Source organism: Streptomyces sp. NPDC090088, assembly GCF_044747345.1.
GTDB lineage: Bacteria > Actinomycetota > Actinomycetes > Streptomycetales > Streptomycetaceae > Streptomyces.
The window spans coordinates 249,521-264,444 of record NZ_JBIVDZ010000003.1 but is presented as its reverse complement, the minus strand read 5'-3'; the positions used below and the strand labels follow the sequence as shown (position 1 = coordinate 264,444).

Here is a 14,924-nt window from a genome sequence, read left to right as displayed (position 1 = left end):
CCGAACCACGCGACCGAAAATCTCTAGGAGCCCTCGGAGAGGGAGCCTCTGGTGACGCTCCGTCCCCCTTGAGGGGCACGGAGATGTCCACAGAGGTGGATTTCTCCACAGAACAACAGGCCTCACTGGTTCGCGACCCCGAAGACATGGGAGGCTCTGTTCATTGCGAGCCTGAAGTCGAGGAGAGTGAATCCTTGCGGTCCGACGCCAACATCGCGGGACCGATGACCGATCCGGTCCCCGGTCCCCGTACCGAGTCGATGGGGGCGGATGTTTCACGTGAAACACCGCCTCCTATGGACGACACTCCCATCGGTCGTGCTGCCCAACTCGCGGTGGAGGCTCTGGGCCGCGCCGGCGAAGGACTGCCACGTCCGGAGCAGACCAGAGTCATGGTGGTCGCCAACCAGAAGGGTGGCGTGGGCAAGACGACGACGACCGTCAACCTTGCCGCGTCGCTGGCTCTGCACGGCGCCCGCGTTCTGGTGATCGACCTCGACCCTCAGGGCAACGCGTCCACAGCGCTGGGGATCGACCACCACGCCGAAGTTCCGTCCATCTATGACGTGTTGGTCGAGAGCAAGCCCCTGGCGGAGGTCGTACAGCCGGTGGTGGACGTCGAAGGTCTCTTCTGCGCCCCCGCCACGATCGATCTCGCCGGTGCGGAGATCGAGCTGGTGTCCCTGGTGGCACGGGAGAGCCGGCTCCAGCGGGCGATCCTGGCGTACGAGCAGCCGCTGGACTACATCCTCATCGACTGCCCGCCCTCACTCGGCCTGCTGACGGTCAACGCGCTCGTCGCGGGCGCCGAGGTGCTCATCCCGATCCAGTGCGAGTACTACGCGCTGGAGGGCCTGGGCCAGCTGCTGCGCAACGTCGACCTGGTACGGGGGCACCTCAACCCCAACCTGCATGTGTCGACCATCCTGCTCACCATGTACGACGGCCGGACGCGCCTTGCCTCCCAGGTCGCGGACGAGGTGCGCAGTCACTTCGGCGACGAGGTGCTGCGGACGAGCATTCCTCGCTCGGTCCGTATCTCCGAGGCGCCGAGCTACGGGCAGACGGTACTGACCTACGATCCTGGATCGAGCGGTGCCCTCTCCTATCTTGAGGCGGCCCGAGAAATCGCGCTGAAGGGCATCGGAGTCAGTTACGACCCGACGCAGGCCCATATCGGCGCCCAGACGAACCCGAGCATGGTGGAGGGGATCCAGTGAGCGAGCGACGGAGGGGGCTGGGACGCGGCCTCGGCGCACTGATCCCAGCTGCACCGACCGAGAAGACCCCGGCTCAGACGGCGGTGGGGGGTGCGGTATCCCCGTCCCCCGCAGCGGTCCCGGTGCTGACGACCGACCGTGGTGTCGCTGCGGCCAAGGTGACGACACTGCCGCCGGTTTCCCATGAAACCGAGGAGCCGTCGGTGTTCGGCGGAGCCGCGGAGGTGCCCGCTGCTCCGATGGGCGCCCACTTCGCGGAGATCCCTCTCGACGACATCGCGCCGAACCCGCGCCAGCCGCGTGAGGTGTTCGACGAGGACGCTCTACAGGAGCTGGTCACCTCCATCCAGGAGGTCGGCCTTCTCCAGCCCGTCGTCGTACGGCAGTTGGGTCCCTCGCGCTATGAGCTCATCATGGGCGAGCGGCGCTGGCGGGCCTGCCGTGAGGCCGGCCTGGAGGCGATCCCGGCGATCGTCCGCGCGACGGACGACGAGAAGCTCCTTCTGGACGCGCTGCTGGAGAACCTGCACCGGGCCCAGCTGAACCCGCTGGAAGAGGCCGCCGCCTACGACCAGTTGCTGAAGGACTTCAACTGCACGCACGATCAGCTGGCCGACCGCATCGGGCGGTCCCGCCCGCAGGTCTCCAACACCCTGCGGCTGCTGAAGCTCTCGCCGGCGGTCCAGCGCCGGGTGGCCGCCGGAGTTCTGTCCGCCGGGCACGCCCGGGCGCTGCTCTCCGTCGACGACTCGGAGGAGCAGGACCGGCTGGCCCACCGGATCGTGGCCGAGGGGCTGTCGGTACGGGCCGTCGAGGAGATCGTGACCCTGATGGGTTCGCGGCCCCAGGCGACGACGCGGGCCAAGGGTCCGCGGGCCGGCGCCCGGGTCTCCCCGGCGCTGACCGACCTGGCGACGCGGCTCTCGGACCGCTTCGAGACCCGGGTGAAGGTCGACCTGGGTCAGAAGAAGGGCAAGATCACCGTCGAGTTCGCCTCGATGGAAGACCTTGAGCGGATCCTCGGCACGCTCGCTCCGGGCGAGGGGCCGGTCCTGCACCAGGGCCTCCACGACGGCGACTCCACGGGCTCCGAGGAGTCCGAGGAGGCCGAGGACTGACCGACCCGAGTGGGGTCCCGCTCGGTCGACCTCTTGTCATTCAGAGAGCGGATCGTGTCCGGTGCGTGCCGGAACACGGTCCGCTCTTTGCTTTCTGGCAGTTTCGATGGAATCGCTGTGTGGATACGATGCGTTCGGGTATGGCGCATCCACCCGGCAGCTGGCAGCACCTCCGAGGGAGAGGCAAGGGCCATGCGAACGATGAGCCGCACCGGCCTGGTGAGCGCGGGCCTGGGACTGGGCGCGACCGTCGGCTTCGTCGGCAGTCTGCTCAGGGAACGCAGCGCTCTGACAGCCGCTCGCGATGCCGCGGGCGAAGGAAGCGAGGAACAGCCTTCATGGGGCGTCGGCTCGTACCGCTCACCCTGGACAACCTTCAGGACCTTCCCCAGCGCTGTCGCTCGTGTGTCTTCTGGGAACTGGATCCCGTCAGCGGCGAAGCAGCGGTAAGGGCGGGCAGGGCCGCCCGGGAAAAGGAAGCCTGGATCTCCGCGGTCCTGCTCGACTGGGGATCGTGCGGCCGGGTGGTCTATGTCGACGACATCCCGGTCGGCTTTGTGCTCTACGCCCCGCCCGCCTATGTCCCACGGTCCACGGCGTTCCCCACGAGCCCGGTCTCACCGGACGCCGTCCAGCTGATGACCGGCTTCATCATGCCCGGCTATCAGGGGCAGGGACTTGGACGGGTGATGGTCCAGACGGTCGCCAAGGATCTGCTGCGGCGAGGCTTCAAGGCGATCGAGGCGTTCGGCGACGCCCGTTACAAGGAGCCGGCCTGTCTGCTGCCCGCGGATCATCTGCTCGCCGTGGGCTTCAAGACGGTCCGGCAGCACCCCTCGCACCCTCGGCTACGGCTGGAGCTGCGGACGACGCTCTCCTGGAAGGAAGACGTGGAGCTGGCGCTCGACCGCCTTCTGGGGGCCGTACAGAAGGAACCGGTGCTGCGACCGCTGTAGGTGGTCCGGAGCCCGCCCACGCAAGCAGAGCGGTCCGGAGCCCGTCCGCTCAAGCGAATGGGCCAACCCCGAGGGGTTGGCCCATTCGTGTTTCACGTGAAACATCACTCGGCGATGAAGTCCTCAAGGTCGCGGACGAGCGCGGCCTTCGGCTTGGCACCGACGATGGTCTTGGCGACCTCGCCACCCTGGTAGACGTTCAGGGTCGGGATCGACATGACGCCGTACTTGGCCGCCGTGTTCGGGTTCTCGTCGATGTTCAGCTTGACGATCTCGATCTTCTCGCCGTGCTCGGCGGCGATCGCCTCGAGCGACGGGGCGATCTGGCGGCACGGGCCGCACCACTCGGCCCAGAAGTCGACCAGGACGGGCTTGTCGCTCTTGAGGACGACCTCTTCGAAGTCGGCGTCGGTCACATGCTTCAGAGTGCCGGCCACGGCGGGCTCCTTTACTTGATCGTGCGGTGGGGCGGAAGGGGGAGGATCAGGCGGTGGTCTTCTCGAGCTCGGCCTTCTCCTCGTCCGCGAGGGCGGAGAGGAAACGCTCGGCATCGAGAGCAGCGGAGCAGCCGGTACCGGCCGCGGTGATCGCCTGGCGGTAGGTGTGGTCCACCACGTCACCGGCGGCGAACACACCCGTCAGGTTGGTGCGCGTCGAGGGCGAGGCGACCTTGAGGTAGCCCTCCTCGTCGAGGTCCAGCTGGCCCTTGAAGAGCTCGGTGCGCGGGTCATGGCCGATCGCGATGAACAGGCCGGTCACCGGCAGGTCGGAGAGCTCCCCGGTCTTCACGTTGCGCAGCTTCAGGCCGGCCAGCTTCTGGTCGCCCTGGACCTCGGCGACCTCGCTGTCCCAGGCGAACTTGATCTTCGGGTCGGCGAAGGCGCGCTCCTGCATCGCCTTGGAGGCGCGCAGGGTGTTCCGGCGGTGGACGATCGTCACGGACTTGGCGAACCGGGAGAGGAAGGTGGCCTCCTCCATCGCGGTGTCGCCGCCGCCGATCACGGCGATGTCCTGCTCCTTGAAGAAGAACCCGTCACAGGTGGCACACCAGGAGACGCCACGGCCGGAGAGCGCGTCCTCGTTCGGCAGGCCCAGCTTGCGGTGCTGGGAGCCGGTGGTGACGATGACGGCCTTGGCCTTGTGGACCGTGCCCGCGGTGTCGGTGACGGTCTTGATCTCACCGGTCAGGTCGACGGAGACGATGTCGTCCGGAACGAGTTCGGCGCCGAAGCGCTCGGCCTGCGCCCGCATGTTGTCCATGAGGTCGGGGCCCATGATGCCGTCGCGGAAGCCCGGGAAGTTCTCCACCTCGGTGGTGTTCATCAGCGCACCGCCCGCGGTGACGGCACCCTCGAACACGAGGGGCTTCAGCGACGCGCGCGCGGTGTAGAGCGCCGCCGTGTAGCCGGCGGGCCCGGAGCCGATGATGATCACGTTACGGACGTCGCTCACGGCTTGGTTCCTCGTCTCTGGTCTACGTCATTCGACCGGTGGGAGTTTCTGTCAGAAGCTCTCACCCCACCCAACGGATCCTACGGGGCGCGCATTCCCGGTGTGTCCGGGCACACGGGCATCCCACACCGTACGGATTTCCACGCCGGGACGAGACGATGCGTCCCCTGCTCCGAGGGACGCATCGAGGCCGCTCAGGACTTCGCCAGGGACTCCTTGAGGAGGACCTTGCCCGGGGAGGCGGTCGATTTGCCGACGCACGAGGCGTCGACGACGAACGCCGTCACCCGGGAGGCGTCGTCGGGGTCGGGGAGCACGACGAGATAGGCGTCCTTGCCCTCGTAGGTCCCCTCCTTCGCGCCGAGGACGCTGCCGCTCTGGCTGATGCCGTTGCGGACGCAGGACGGCACCGACCCCGGGGGCTGGATCAAGGTGTTCAGGTTGTCCGTCGGGCTGGGTCCGACGGACTGGCCATCGATGCGGTACGGCTTCTGAGAGCCTCGCTGTGTGCCCGTCCGCGTACCGAGGAGGTCCTTCACCTGGCTGTGCAGGGTGCTCTCGGAGAAGGTTCCGGCGGAGTCGGTGGGCTTGCCCTGAGCCGTCGGCGATCCGCTGCCGCCGAGCGACTGGAGGAGGAAGGAACCGGCACCCAGGACGGCGGCGGTGAAGACGGCGCCGAGGACGAGGGTCCGGCGGCGCCGGCCGCGAGCATGTCCGCGGTCACGGTGGTCCTTGCGGCCGGGGCCGGTCGAGGCGCTGGGGCGGCCGGCGGGCCGGTCCACGGAAGTCGATGCGAGGGTCGATGTTTCACGTGAAACATGCGCCTCGGGTGTCGTCGCGGTCAGCAGGGCCTCGGCGGCGAGGGCGGCGTCGATCCGGGCCGCGACATCGGCCGGCATCCGCGGCGGACCGGGCAGGGCGCCCAGCAGACCCCGGATCTCCTCCAGCGAGGTGTGGACGTCGGCACAGAGCTCGCACTCGTCCAGGTGCCGTCGTACCTCTTCGGTCCGGGCGGGCGGCAACAGGCCTTCGGTGAGGTCGGAGATCTCCGCGACGTCCGGGTGCCCGGTCGTGTCTGTCGTCGACGTCACGCTCGCCCACCTCCGCCCTTCACTGCGGCCGAATCACTCGGCCCGGTGTCCTGTGGGCCACCGTCCTGGGGCCCCGCTGCAGGTGGGACGGATGTCCCCTCCGCCCGGTTCCGTGCCGGGTCCGGGTCGTTTTCGGCACCGGTGTTTTCCGGCCGTAGATGGGTGAGCAAGGGCAGGAGTCTGGCTCTGCCGCGAGCACAGCGGCTCTTCACCGTCCCGGTGGGTACCTCGAGGATCCGGGCCGCCTCCGCCACCGGATAGCCCTGCATGTCCACCAGGACGAGAGCGGCACGCTGGTCGTACGGCAGCGTGCCGAGGGCTTCGAGCAGCTGGCGGTGCAGATCGTTCCGCTCGGCGGGAGCGGAGGCCGATTCATGCGGCTCCAGCAGCTGCTCCAGCCGCTCGGTGTCGTCGACGGGGGCGGTCTTGCGGGAGGCCGCCTTCCGGGCCCGGTCGAGGCAGGCGTTCACCGTGATCCGGTGCAGCCACGTTGTGACGGCCGACTGGCCCCGGAAGGTGTGGGCGGCCCGGTAGGCGGACACCAGGGCGTCCTGGACGGCGTCAGCGGCCTCCTCGCGGTCCCCCAGGGTCCGCAGCGCGACCGCCCAGAGCCGGTCCCGGTGCCGCCGCACGATCTCACCGAAGGCATCGGGGTCGCCCTCCACATGGCGGGCGAGCAACTCCTGGTCGCTCGCCCCGCCGTATCCGGCACCCTCCGCCATCTGCCCCCTCCGCCTACGGTGAGACGTCAGCCTGTGAACTTCACTTCGGTGATGGCCTGCTTGTAGCCGGCTCCCGAGTACGCGGCGGGGTCCTCTCCCGACTTCGGTACAGCGGTGATCCACACGAGCACGTACTGGCTCTTCACCTTCTTGCTGACCTTCACCGAGGCGGTGTTGCCGCTGGTCGTCACACTCCCGATCTTCGTCATCGAACCCAACGACGACGGGGTCAGCGAGTCGGCCGCGTACAGCTCGACCGTTGTGTGATCGCCAGCGTAGCGAAGCCCGATGCTCGCCGTGCTGACTTCCTTGGCGGAACCGAGGTCGTACACGATGCCCACACCCGGCTTGTACGGCGCCAGCTCGGGACCTTCGTTGAAGGTCTTCGTCCGCCAGTAGGTCGAGGTGCTGCCGTCGTAGGTCAGCTTCACGTCGCCCGGGTGCTGGGCACCGCCCTCGGCGACGTACTCCTCGGCGCCCGCGATCTTTATCGTGGCGGCGGGCGTGGGGCTGGCGCTGCTCTTGTCGCCGTCGTCCGTCGTCTGGGTGTTGTTGGTGTCGTCGGACGAACCGCCCTGGTTCATCAGGGCGTCCGCGAGCTGCCAGCTGCCCAGGCCCAGGGCGGCGATGAGGAGGGCCGAGACGGCCCACTTCAGGGCCTTGCCGGTACGGCTCTGGAGCGGGGACGGCGGGGCCTGGAGCGGCTGCGACACGCCGGGGGGCGTGGGGCGGCCGTAGGTGCCCTGCTGGTACGTGGTGCGCTGGTAGTCGGGCGGCGTGGTGAAGGCCGGCTCCGGCGGCCGGATGCGGGGCATCTCGCCGATCGCCTTCACCAGCTCCTCCGGCGTGGTGCACGCGGACTCGTGGCGGGAGGCGGTGGCGCCGTCGTTGACGAGGGCGCGCATGGCGAGTTCGGACAGCCCGCGGTGGACACCGGCACGCACCTGGTCGGGTGCGATCAGACCGACGTCCTTGGGTAGCCCCGGCAGACCGTAGGCGTCGCTCTGGTACGGCCAGCGCTGGGTCAGCGCCGCGTACAGCAGGGCGCCGATCGCCTCGGTGTCGGTGCGCTGCGGGGTGTCGGAGCTGATACCGCGCAGCGCCGCGTTCACCGCGAGCCCGCGGATGCGCCACTGGCCCGTGGAGGTGCGCAGCACGGCGTTGGGGTTGAGGCGGAGATGAGCCAGCCCCTCGCGGTGCGCGGCCGCCATCGCCGAGGCGATCTGACTGACCATCTGGTAGGCGTCGTGCGGTTCCAGCGGGCCGGCCGCGAGCAACGTGCTCAGCTCGGTGGCGTCCGGCAGCCACTCGTGCACGACATAGGCGAGGTCGTTCTCCTCGACGGCGTCCAGGACCTGCACGAACCGCGGGTCGCCCAGCAGGGCCGCGGAACGGGCGGCGGCCAGCACCGCACGGGTCCGTGGATGGTCGGCGGGCAGGATGTGGACTCCGACGGCACGCCGGAGTTTTTCATCGACCGCACGCCAACTGCTGAATCCGTCCAGACGGGTGACGCACTCCTCGAGGCGATAGCGTCTGGCGAGCTTGTGACCGCTGTGCAGTTCGGGAGGTGAGGTCTTCTTCCCGGGGCCCGCGGCCGTGCCGCTCCCCTGTGCCTCGTCGCTGTCCGTGTCCCGCTCCGGGTTCTTGGCCACCCCGTCGGCCGTGGACTGGTCCGCCTTGGCGGTCAGCGGCTCGTCACCGCTGTTGTCTGCCACGTCGACGGCAGCCGTGCTCCGTTCCGCCACCGTCGTTCCTGCCTCCCCATCCGTTGCACGCTGTCCGACGCCGAAATCAATTGTGCCCACAGTCCCCCGCCATGCACGACACGCGGCGGCGAACGATGGTTGTGCGCTTGCCCCCGCTTCAGCGACCCAGACGCCCGCGCACCATACCCACGAGGGAGTTGAGCTCCTCGATGCGCATGCGGCGCGCGGCGACGTAGAAGACGCCGAGCAGCACGGCTCCGCCGACCACCAGCGCGGCGAAGGAACCGATCACACCCTGCCCCAGAGTGTGACCGATGCCGTAGCAGGCCGCACCACTGAGCAGCGCGGCCGGCACGGAGGCGATGCACAGTCTGGCGTACGTGCGGATGACCCGGGTGCCGTCCAGGTCGCCGCCGAGCCGCTTGCGCAGCCGCCGCCAGGCGACCCCGACGCCGATCGCGTAGGCCAGGCCGTAGGAGGCGGCCATGCCCGCCACCGCCCAGCGGGCCGGCAGCAGGACGTAACAGGCGATTGAGGCGCCCGCGTTGACGGCGGCGACGATGACCGTGTTGTAGAAGGGGGTGCGGGTGTCCTCGTACGCGTAGAAGGCGCGCAGGACGACGTACTGCACCGAGTAGGGGATCAGGCCGAGGGCGAAGGCCATCAGCATGAAGCCCATGTTGGTGGACTGGCTGATGCCCGAGGAGCCGAAGATCAGGGTGCACATCGGGATGCCGAGGGCCAGGAAGCCGAAGGCGATGGGGACGATCGCGACGGCGGTCGTCCTGAGTCCCTGGGAGATGTCGTCGCGGACGGCGCCCCCGTCGTTCTCGGCGGCCGAGCGGGAGATGCGGGGCAGCAGGGCGGCCATCAGGGAGACCGTGATGATGGCCTGCGGCAGGCCCCAGATCAGCTGGGCGTTCGCGTAGGCGGCGAAACCGGTGCCGTCGACCGGGGAGTGCTTGCCGGCCGAGGTGGACAGCTGGGAGACGACCAGGGCGCCCGCCTGGTTGGCGAGGACGAACAGCACGGTCCACTTGGCGAGGGTGGCGGCCTTGCCGAGGCCGTGGCCCTTCCAGTCGAAGCGCAGCCGCAGCCGGAATCCGGTCTCGCGCAGGTAGGGGATCATCGCCAGGGCCTGGACCACGAGGCCGAGCAGTACGCCGAGGCCGAGCAGCCGCTGGCCCTCCGGCGGGATGGTCGTGACCTTCATGCCGGAGTGGGCGGCCGTGCCGTACACCCAGATGAACAGGCCGAGGGTGACGATGATGACGATGTTGTTGAGGACCGGGGTCCACATCATCGCGCCGAACTTGCCCCGCGCGTTGAGGATCTGACCCATCACCACGTGGATGCCCATGAAGAAGATCGAGGGCAGGAAGTAGCGGACGAAGGTGACACCGACCTCGTTGGCCGCCGGGTCGCTGGCGACCGAGTCGGACAGCAGGCGGATGAGGAAGGGCGCGGCCGCGATGGTGGCCGCGGTGAGCAGGCCCAGCGCCACCATCACGAGGGTCAGCAGCCGGTTGGCGAACGCCTCGCCGCCGTCCTCGTCCTCCTTCATGGCCCGCACCAGCTGCGGCACGAACACAGAGTTGAGGCCGCCGCCGACGGTCAGGATGTAGATCATCGTCGGCAGCTGGTAGGCGACCTGGAACGTGTCACCGAGCAGGCCCACGCCGAGCGCGGAGACGATCAGCGCGGAGCGGACGAAGCCGGTGAGGCGGGAGACCATCGTGCCCGCCGCCATCACGGCACTGGACTTCAGCAGCCCCGTGGCCTTCCCGCCCTTTTTCGCGGGCGCGGCCGCCGGGGTCTCGGTCCGGGCGGCTGCCGGGGGTGCCACGGGCGCGGCGCCGAGGTTCAGGGTCTGGTCGGCCGCGGGCGTCGCGGCCTGCGACGGGTAGTGCGGGACCGACGGGGGCCCGACGGGGGCGCCGGCCGGCCCAGGGACCGACGGGGGCTCGGACGGCAGCCGCCCGCCACCCTGCTGCGGATCCCGGTAGCCGCCCTGCTGCTGGTCCCGGAAGAGGTGCGCGAAGGCGTCCGGTTCGTGGCGCTCCTCGCCGGAGTGCGTGACCAGGTCGTCCACGCCCACGAACTGGGTCGTGCGCGGGTCGTCGCCGTACGGCAGGTACTGGGCCGGGCGTTCCGGCTCGGGCGCGGGGGTCTGGGCCCACACGTGCGGGTCGGGGGCGTAGGGGGACTGGGCGGGCCGGCCGTACAGCGGCTGCTGCGGGTAGGTGCCCGGGGGCGGCGGGGGGTGCGCGGCGCGGTCGTAGAGCGCCTCGGCGACCGGGTCCTGGGCGGAGAGGTCCTGTGCCCGGTAGGGGTCCTGGTCGTAGGCGTCCTGGAGGTACATGTCAGCCGCGTGCTGCGGCGGGACCTGGCCGGGCTCCGGCGGCGGCTCGGGGTAGCCCGAACCGGCCGCGCCCTGGCCGCTTTCACCGTCGTACGGCGCGTTCATGGTTACCCCACCTCATCGTCCCGGGCCACACCGGCCACGACTTCGCTCAACGGTCCACTCTCTCACCCGTTTCCGACGGGTCGGCGCTTTCCGGTGCGGTGTCCGGTGTCGGGTCACTCGGCTGCTCCGGGTCGTCTTCCCCGGACCGGGCCACGGACTCCTGCGCGAGACGATCGCCACTGGTGCCGGGGTTCTCCGGTCCGTCGGTGCCCTCGGGGCCGTCGGACTCGGGGGCGTCCGGGGCGGCGCCGCCGGCCTCGTCGGGACCGTCGCTCTCCTCGGCCTGGCGGGCGGTCGCCCGCTTGCGGTGTGTGTACATCCGGAAGCCGGCGAGCACCAGCAGCAGCACACCGCCGCCGATGACCAGCATCACGGTGGGGGTGACCTCGGTGACCTTGACGTCGAACTTGACCGGGTCGCCGTACTCCTGGCCGTCCTCGGTGTAGAGCTGGGCGGTGACCTCCATCCGGCCGTTGGCATTGGCCGAGGTGGAGAACTTCACGGACTGGCTGTGACCGCCGGAGACCTCGACGCGCTGCTCGTAGTAGGGCTTGCCGCCGATCTCCAGTCGCGTCGGCATCGACGAGGTGAGCCGCAGGACGAGGTGGTCGACGCCCTGGACGAGGTTGTTCTGGACCGTGACCGGGATGGTGGCGCTGCGGCCGGAGAGCTTGGTCTCGGACTTGTCGATCAGCTTGACCTGACCGATGAGGTCGTCGAGCCAGGACTCCACGCCCGTGCGGAAGGTGTCCGCCTCGCTGCCGCGGCCCCGCCACGACGTGGACATCTCACGGTTTATGGCCCGCCCGAAGGGGGTCACCACCCGGGACTCGTCGGTGAGGATCACCTGGAAGTTGTCGAGCTTGTCCTGGGTGCGGGCGATCTGCTCGAAGGCCGTCCGGGGCAGCTCCTGCTTGCGCAGCGAGGACGGGTAGGCCGACGACGACGGGATCTTCGTGGTCGCGCCCGGGTCGGGCTTGTCCTTCGCGGCCGAGGCGAGGTCCTGGAACTGCGACCAGTTGCTGTCCTGCAGCGCGGTGATCGCCGTCGCCATCGCCTGGGCCTGGCTCGCCGACGGCATCCGCTGCGGCGCGACGACGATGCTGCGCTGCTCGCCGGTCTGGGTGTTCAGCGCCAGGCTCTGGGCGAGGAACTTCTGCACGGAGAGAACGGCCGAGTCCGCGTTGGTCAGATCGCCCTCGAACGCCGTGGACAGCCGGGCGTCCGCGACCACCGCCGTCGTGCCGCCACCGACCGGACGCGCCGCCGAGGGCGTGTAGGTCAGCCCGCCGGTCTCCTGGAGGCTGTCGCTGCGGGCGATCACCTTGTCGGCGCCCGCCGACGTGGCCACCTTGATGATCGACGGGTCGACGGCGCCGTCCACGGGCCATGCGAAGTCCGTGTCGGCTGTGACGTGCAACACGGTCTTCACGGTGGTCGCGGCGACGTCGGTGGCGTCCTTGAGGTGGCTCAGTGAGCCGGTCACGCTCGTGCCGTTGTGGGCGAGGGAGGCCAGGTCCGGGTCGGCGAAGGGGAGAGCCACGACCTCCCGGTCCGCCACCGCGTCCTGCAGGTCGGACAGGAACTGCTTGGCCACCGCCTGATGGGTGCCGGCCGTGGTGCTGTCGCCGGCGCCCTGGATCCGGTAGTTGCGGGTCATCGCGTCGACGGAGGCCAGCAGGTCCGGGTCGATCACCCAGGTGACGTCCAGCTCCTTGCCGAGCGCCAGCATCTGCGCCAGCCGGCCGCCGGGAGAGATCTCCTTGGCGAGGTCGTCGTTGAGGAAGACCGGCGTCTGCAGCTCGCCCGCCCCCGTCCGCGCCGTCACATGGACGGTGGAGGTCAGCGGCCAGAGATACGTCGTCTTCGTCTTCGTGTCGGCCTCGGAGGACTGCCACGGCAGGAACGTCCGCTGGATGCCGAGCACCTGGTCCCACTGCTGTGCGGAGGTCTGGCCGGACACCGAGACGCCGAACTGGTACACGCCGTCCTGGCCGAGATCGAGTTTGTCGACCGGTACGGAGATGCTGAAGTGCTCGGCGACCCCCGGGGAGAGCGAGTCGAAGTCCTCGGCGTACTTGTCGCCGACGTCGGTGCCCAGGCTCGTCTGTAGGTCGTCGGAGTGCTGGGCGGCCGTGTCGATCGCCGACCGCGTGCTGAGCAGCGCACCCACCCGCAGGTCCACATGGGCGTCCGTGACGGCCTGCTTGCCGTTGTTGGTCACCGTGCCGGACACGGTCAGCGTGTCCCCGTCGCTGGGGGCGCTGGGACTGAGCGAGTCCAGGGCGACGGACACCGTGTCCGAGCCGGCCGCCTGGGCCGGCGTCGCGGCCGGCAGCTGCATCAGTCCGGCCAGCAGGGGCGCGCCCGCGAGCAGTGCCCCGGTGCGCCGCAGCCAGCGGCGGGCAGGTGAGGGCGTCCCCTGGAAGTCTGCCGCCTCGGCCACGCGCTCGTCCGTCCCTAGTCGTCGTCAGTGGTCGTCGGAATGTGCGTCCACGCATGGTAACGAGGTGCGCTGAACGGAAGTGCCGCGGTCTGCTCCGCAAGATCGGGAAAGAACACCGGCCCGTCCCCTATGTTTCAGTATCGCCAGAGGATTCCCGTAGGCGCCGAGCGCTGTTCTTGAGCGGGTTTGGAGTGAGCTGTCCCACTCCTCTTGCACGGGCCCACGCAGGGCCGCTGCCGGAATATGGCGGCGCTTCGGGCGGCCCGGGGCACGTACCCTTTTCTGTTGTGCCGAACGCCAATGAAGACACTCCTACTGCCCTGAGCCAGGCGCAGCAGCGCGCGGTGAGCGAGCTGCTGCGGGTGGCCCCCGTCGCCGACGACCTCGCCCGTCGATTCCAGGAGGCCGGGTTCCTGCTTGCCCTGGTCGGCGGCTCGGTCCGGGACGCGCTGCTGGGCCGGCTCGGCAACGATCTGGACTTCACCACGGACGCCCGCCCCGAGGACGTACTGAAGATCATCCGTCCCTGGGCGGATGCCGTCTGGGAGGTCGGTATTGCTTTCGGCACAGTCGGGGCACAGAAGGACGGCTACCAGATCGAGGTGACCACCTACCGGTCCGAGGCCTACGACCGCACCTCGCGCAAGCCGGAGGTGTCGTACGGGAACTCCATCGAGGAGGACCTCGTCCGGCGTGACTTCACCGTCAACGCGATGGCGGTGGCCCTGCCGGAGAAGGAGTTCATCGACCCGCACGGCGGCCTGGAGGACCTGGCACTGCGCGTGCTCCGCACCCCGGGGACGCCCGAGGAGTCCTTCTCGGACGACCCGCTGCGGATGATGCGCGCCGCCCGCTTCGCCGCCCAGCTCGACTTCGAGGTCGCCCCCGAGGTCGTCGCGGCGATGACGGACATGGCCGGACGTCTGGAGATCGTCTCGGCCGAGCGGATCCGGGACGAGCTGAACAAGCTGATCCTCTCCGCCCACCCCCGCAAGGGGCTGACGCTGCTCGTCGACACCGGCCTGGCCGACCATGTCCTGCCCGAGCTGCCCGCCCTGCGTCTGGAGAGCGACGAGCACCACCGGCACAAGGACGTCTACGACCACACCCTGATCGTCCTGGAGCAGGCGATGGCGCTGGAGGAGGACGGTCCCGACCTCACCCTCCGGCTGGCCGCGCTGCTGCACGACATCGGCAAGCCGCGCACTCGCCGCTTCGAGAAGGACGGCCGTGTCTCCTTCCACCACCACGAGGTGGTCGGGGCGAAGATGACCAAGAAGCGCATGACGGCTCTGAAGTACTCCAACGAGCTCGTGAAGGACGTCTCACGACTGGTCGAACTTCATCTGCGTTTCCACGGCTACGGCACCGGCGAGTGGACGGACTCGGCGGTCCGTCGCTACGTCCGTGACGCCGGCCCGCTGCTGGACCGCCTGCACAAGCTGACCCGGTCCGACTGCACCACGCGCAACAAGCGCAGGGCCGCGGCTCTCTCCCGCGCCTACGACGGCCTGGAGCAGCGGATCACCGAGCTCCAGGAGCGGGAGGAGCTGGACGCGATCCGCCCGGACCTCGACGGCAACCAGATCATGGAGATCCTGGGAGTCCGGCCCGGTCCGGAGGTCGGTCAGGCCTACAAGCACATGCTGGAGCTCCGGCTGGAGCACGGTCCGATGGAGCACGATGCCGCGGTGGCCGCGCTCAAGGAGTGGTGGGCCGCGCAGGGCTGAGAGCGTGGAACGG

At 69.5% G+C, this 14,924-nt stretch carries 11 protein-coding genes; 4 read left to right on the top strand and 7 right to left on the bottom strand.

Annotation, left to right across the window (positions count from 1 at the left end):
• Positions 1-146 precede the first annotated feature (146 nt).
• The 3 genes from ACIPSJ_RS17145 (at position 147) to ACIPSJ_RS17135 (ending at position 3,294) form a co-directional block, all read left to right on the top strand.
• The gene (locus ACIPSJ_RS17145) at positions 147-1,220 is read left to right on the top strand and encodes a ParA family protein (RefSeq protein ID WP_359211652.1); all 1,074 of its coding nucleotides are present in this window, start codon (positions 147-149) and stop codon (positions 1,218-1,220) included.
• Complete coding sequence (locus tag ACIPSJ_RS17140) at positions 1,217-2,338, top strand: ParB/RepB/Spo0J family partition protein (RefSeq protein WP_401346538.1); 1,122 nt, start codon at positions 1,217-1,219, stop codon at positions 2,336-2,338. Before ACIPSJ_RS17145 ends, ACIPSJ_RS17140 begins: the two co-directional genes overlap by 4 nt.
• A gap of 338 nt (positions 2,339-2,676) precedes the next feature.
• A complete protein-coding gene (locus tag ACIPSJ_RS17135) occupies positions 2,677-3,294 on the top strand; it encodes a GNAT family N-acetyltransferase (protein ID WP_359211554.1) in 618 nt (205 codons plus the stop codon).
• 104 nt (positions 3,295-3,398) lie between these two features.
• Here the strand turns inward: ACIPSJ_RS17135 and trxA are convergent, their stop codons facing one another.
• The 7 genes from trxA to ACIPSJ_RS17100 form a co-directional block, all read right to left on the bottom strand.
• Positions 3,399-3,731 carry a thioredoxin gene (trxA, locus tag ACIPSJ_RS17130; protein WP_089100462.1) on the bottom strand — a complete coding sequence of 111 codons (333 nt, stop codon included), beginning with the start codon at positions 3,729-3,731 and terminating at the stop codon, positions 3,399-3,401.
• A 46-nt stretch (positions 3,732-3,777) separates the two neighbouring features.
• Entirely contained in the window at positions 3,778-4,746 is a 969-nt protein-coding gene (gene trxB / locus ACIPSJ_RS17125; RefSeq protein WP_365695072.1) for a thioredoxin-disulfide reductase, read from the bottom strand.
• A 194-nt stretch (positions 4,747-4,940) separates the two neighbouring features.
• A complete protein-coding gene (locus ACIPSJ_RS17120) occupies positions 4,941-5,837 on the bottom strand; it encodes an anti-sigma factor family protein (RefSeq protein WP_401346533.1) in 897 nt (298 codons plus the stop codon).
• Entirely contained in the window at positions 5,834-6,559 is a 726-nt protein-coding gene (sigM, locus tag ACIPSJ_RS17115; RefSeq protein WP_359211563.1) for an RNA polymerase sigma factor SigM, read from the bottom strand. Before sigM ends, ACIPSJ_RS17120 begins: the two co-directional genes overlap by 4 nt.
• A gap of 26 nt (positions 6,560-6,585) precedes the next feature.
• Positions 6,586-8,307: a protein kinase family protein gene (locus ACIPSJ_RS17110; protein WP_401346531.1), complete on the bottom strand. Its 1,722-nt coding sequence runs from the start codon at positions 8,305-8,307 to the stop codon at positions 6,586-6,588.
• A gap of 118 nt (positions 8,308-8,425) precedes the next feature.
• The gene (gene murJ / locus ACIPSJ_RS17105) at positions 8,426-10,735 is read right to left on the bottom strand and encodes a murein biosynthesis integral membrane protein MurJ (protein ID WP_401346529.1); all 2,310 of its coding nucleotides are present in this window, start codon (positions 10,733-10,735) and stop codon (positions 8,426-8,428) included.
• Between the two features lie 46 nt (positions 10,736-10,781).
• Positions 10,782-13,181: a DUF6049 family protein gene (locus ACIPSJ_RS17100; protein ID WP_401346526.1), complete on the bottom strand. Its 2,400-nt coding sequence runs from the start codon at positions 13,179-13,181 to the stop codon at positions 10,782-10,784.
• A 287-nt stretch (positions 13,182-13,468) separates the two neighbouring features.
• On the opposite strand from ACIPSJ_RS17100, the gene ACIPSJ_RS17095 reads away from it, so the two are divergent.
• The gene (locus ACIPSJ_RS17095; RefSeq protein ID WP_401346523.1) at positions 13,469-14,911 is read left to right on the top strand and encodes a CCA tRNA nucleotidyltransferase; all 1,443 of its coding nucleotides are present in this window, start codon (positions 13,469-13,471) and stop codon (positions 14,909-14,911) included.
• Positions 14,912-14,924 lie beyond the last annotated feature (13 nt).

What these genes read in the sequence shown, in the direction of transcription:
- ACIPSJ_RS17145 (WP_359211652.1), top strand. Translation starts at nt 147, where the DNA reads ATGGGAGGCTCTGTTCATTGCGAGCCTGAAGTCGAGGAGAGTGAATCC.
- ACIPSJ_RS17135 (WP_359211554.1), top strand. Translation starts at nt 2,677, where the DNA reads ATGGGGCGTCGGCTCGTACCGCTCACCCTGGACAACCTTCAGGACCTT.
- sigM (WP_359211563.1), bottom strand. Translation starts at nt 6,559, where the DNA reads ATGGCGGAGGGTGCCGGATACGGCGGGGCGAGCGACCAGGAGTTGCTC.
- murJ (WP_401346529.1), bottom strand. Translation starts at nt 10,735, where the DNA reads ATGAACGCGCCGTACGACGGTGAAAGCGGCCAGGGCGCGGCCGGTTCG.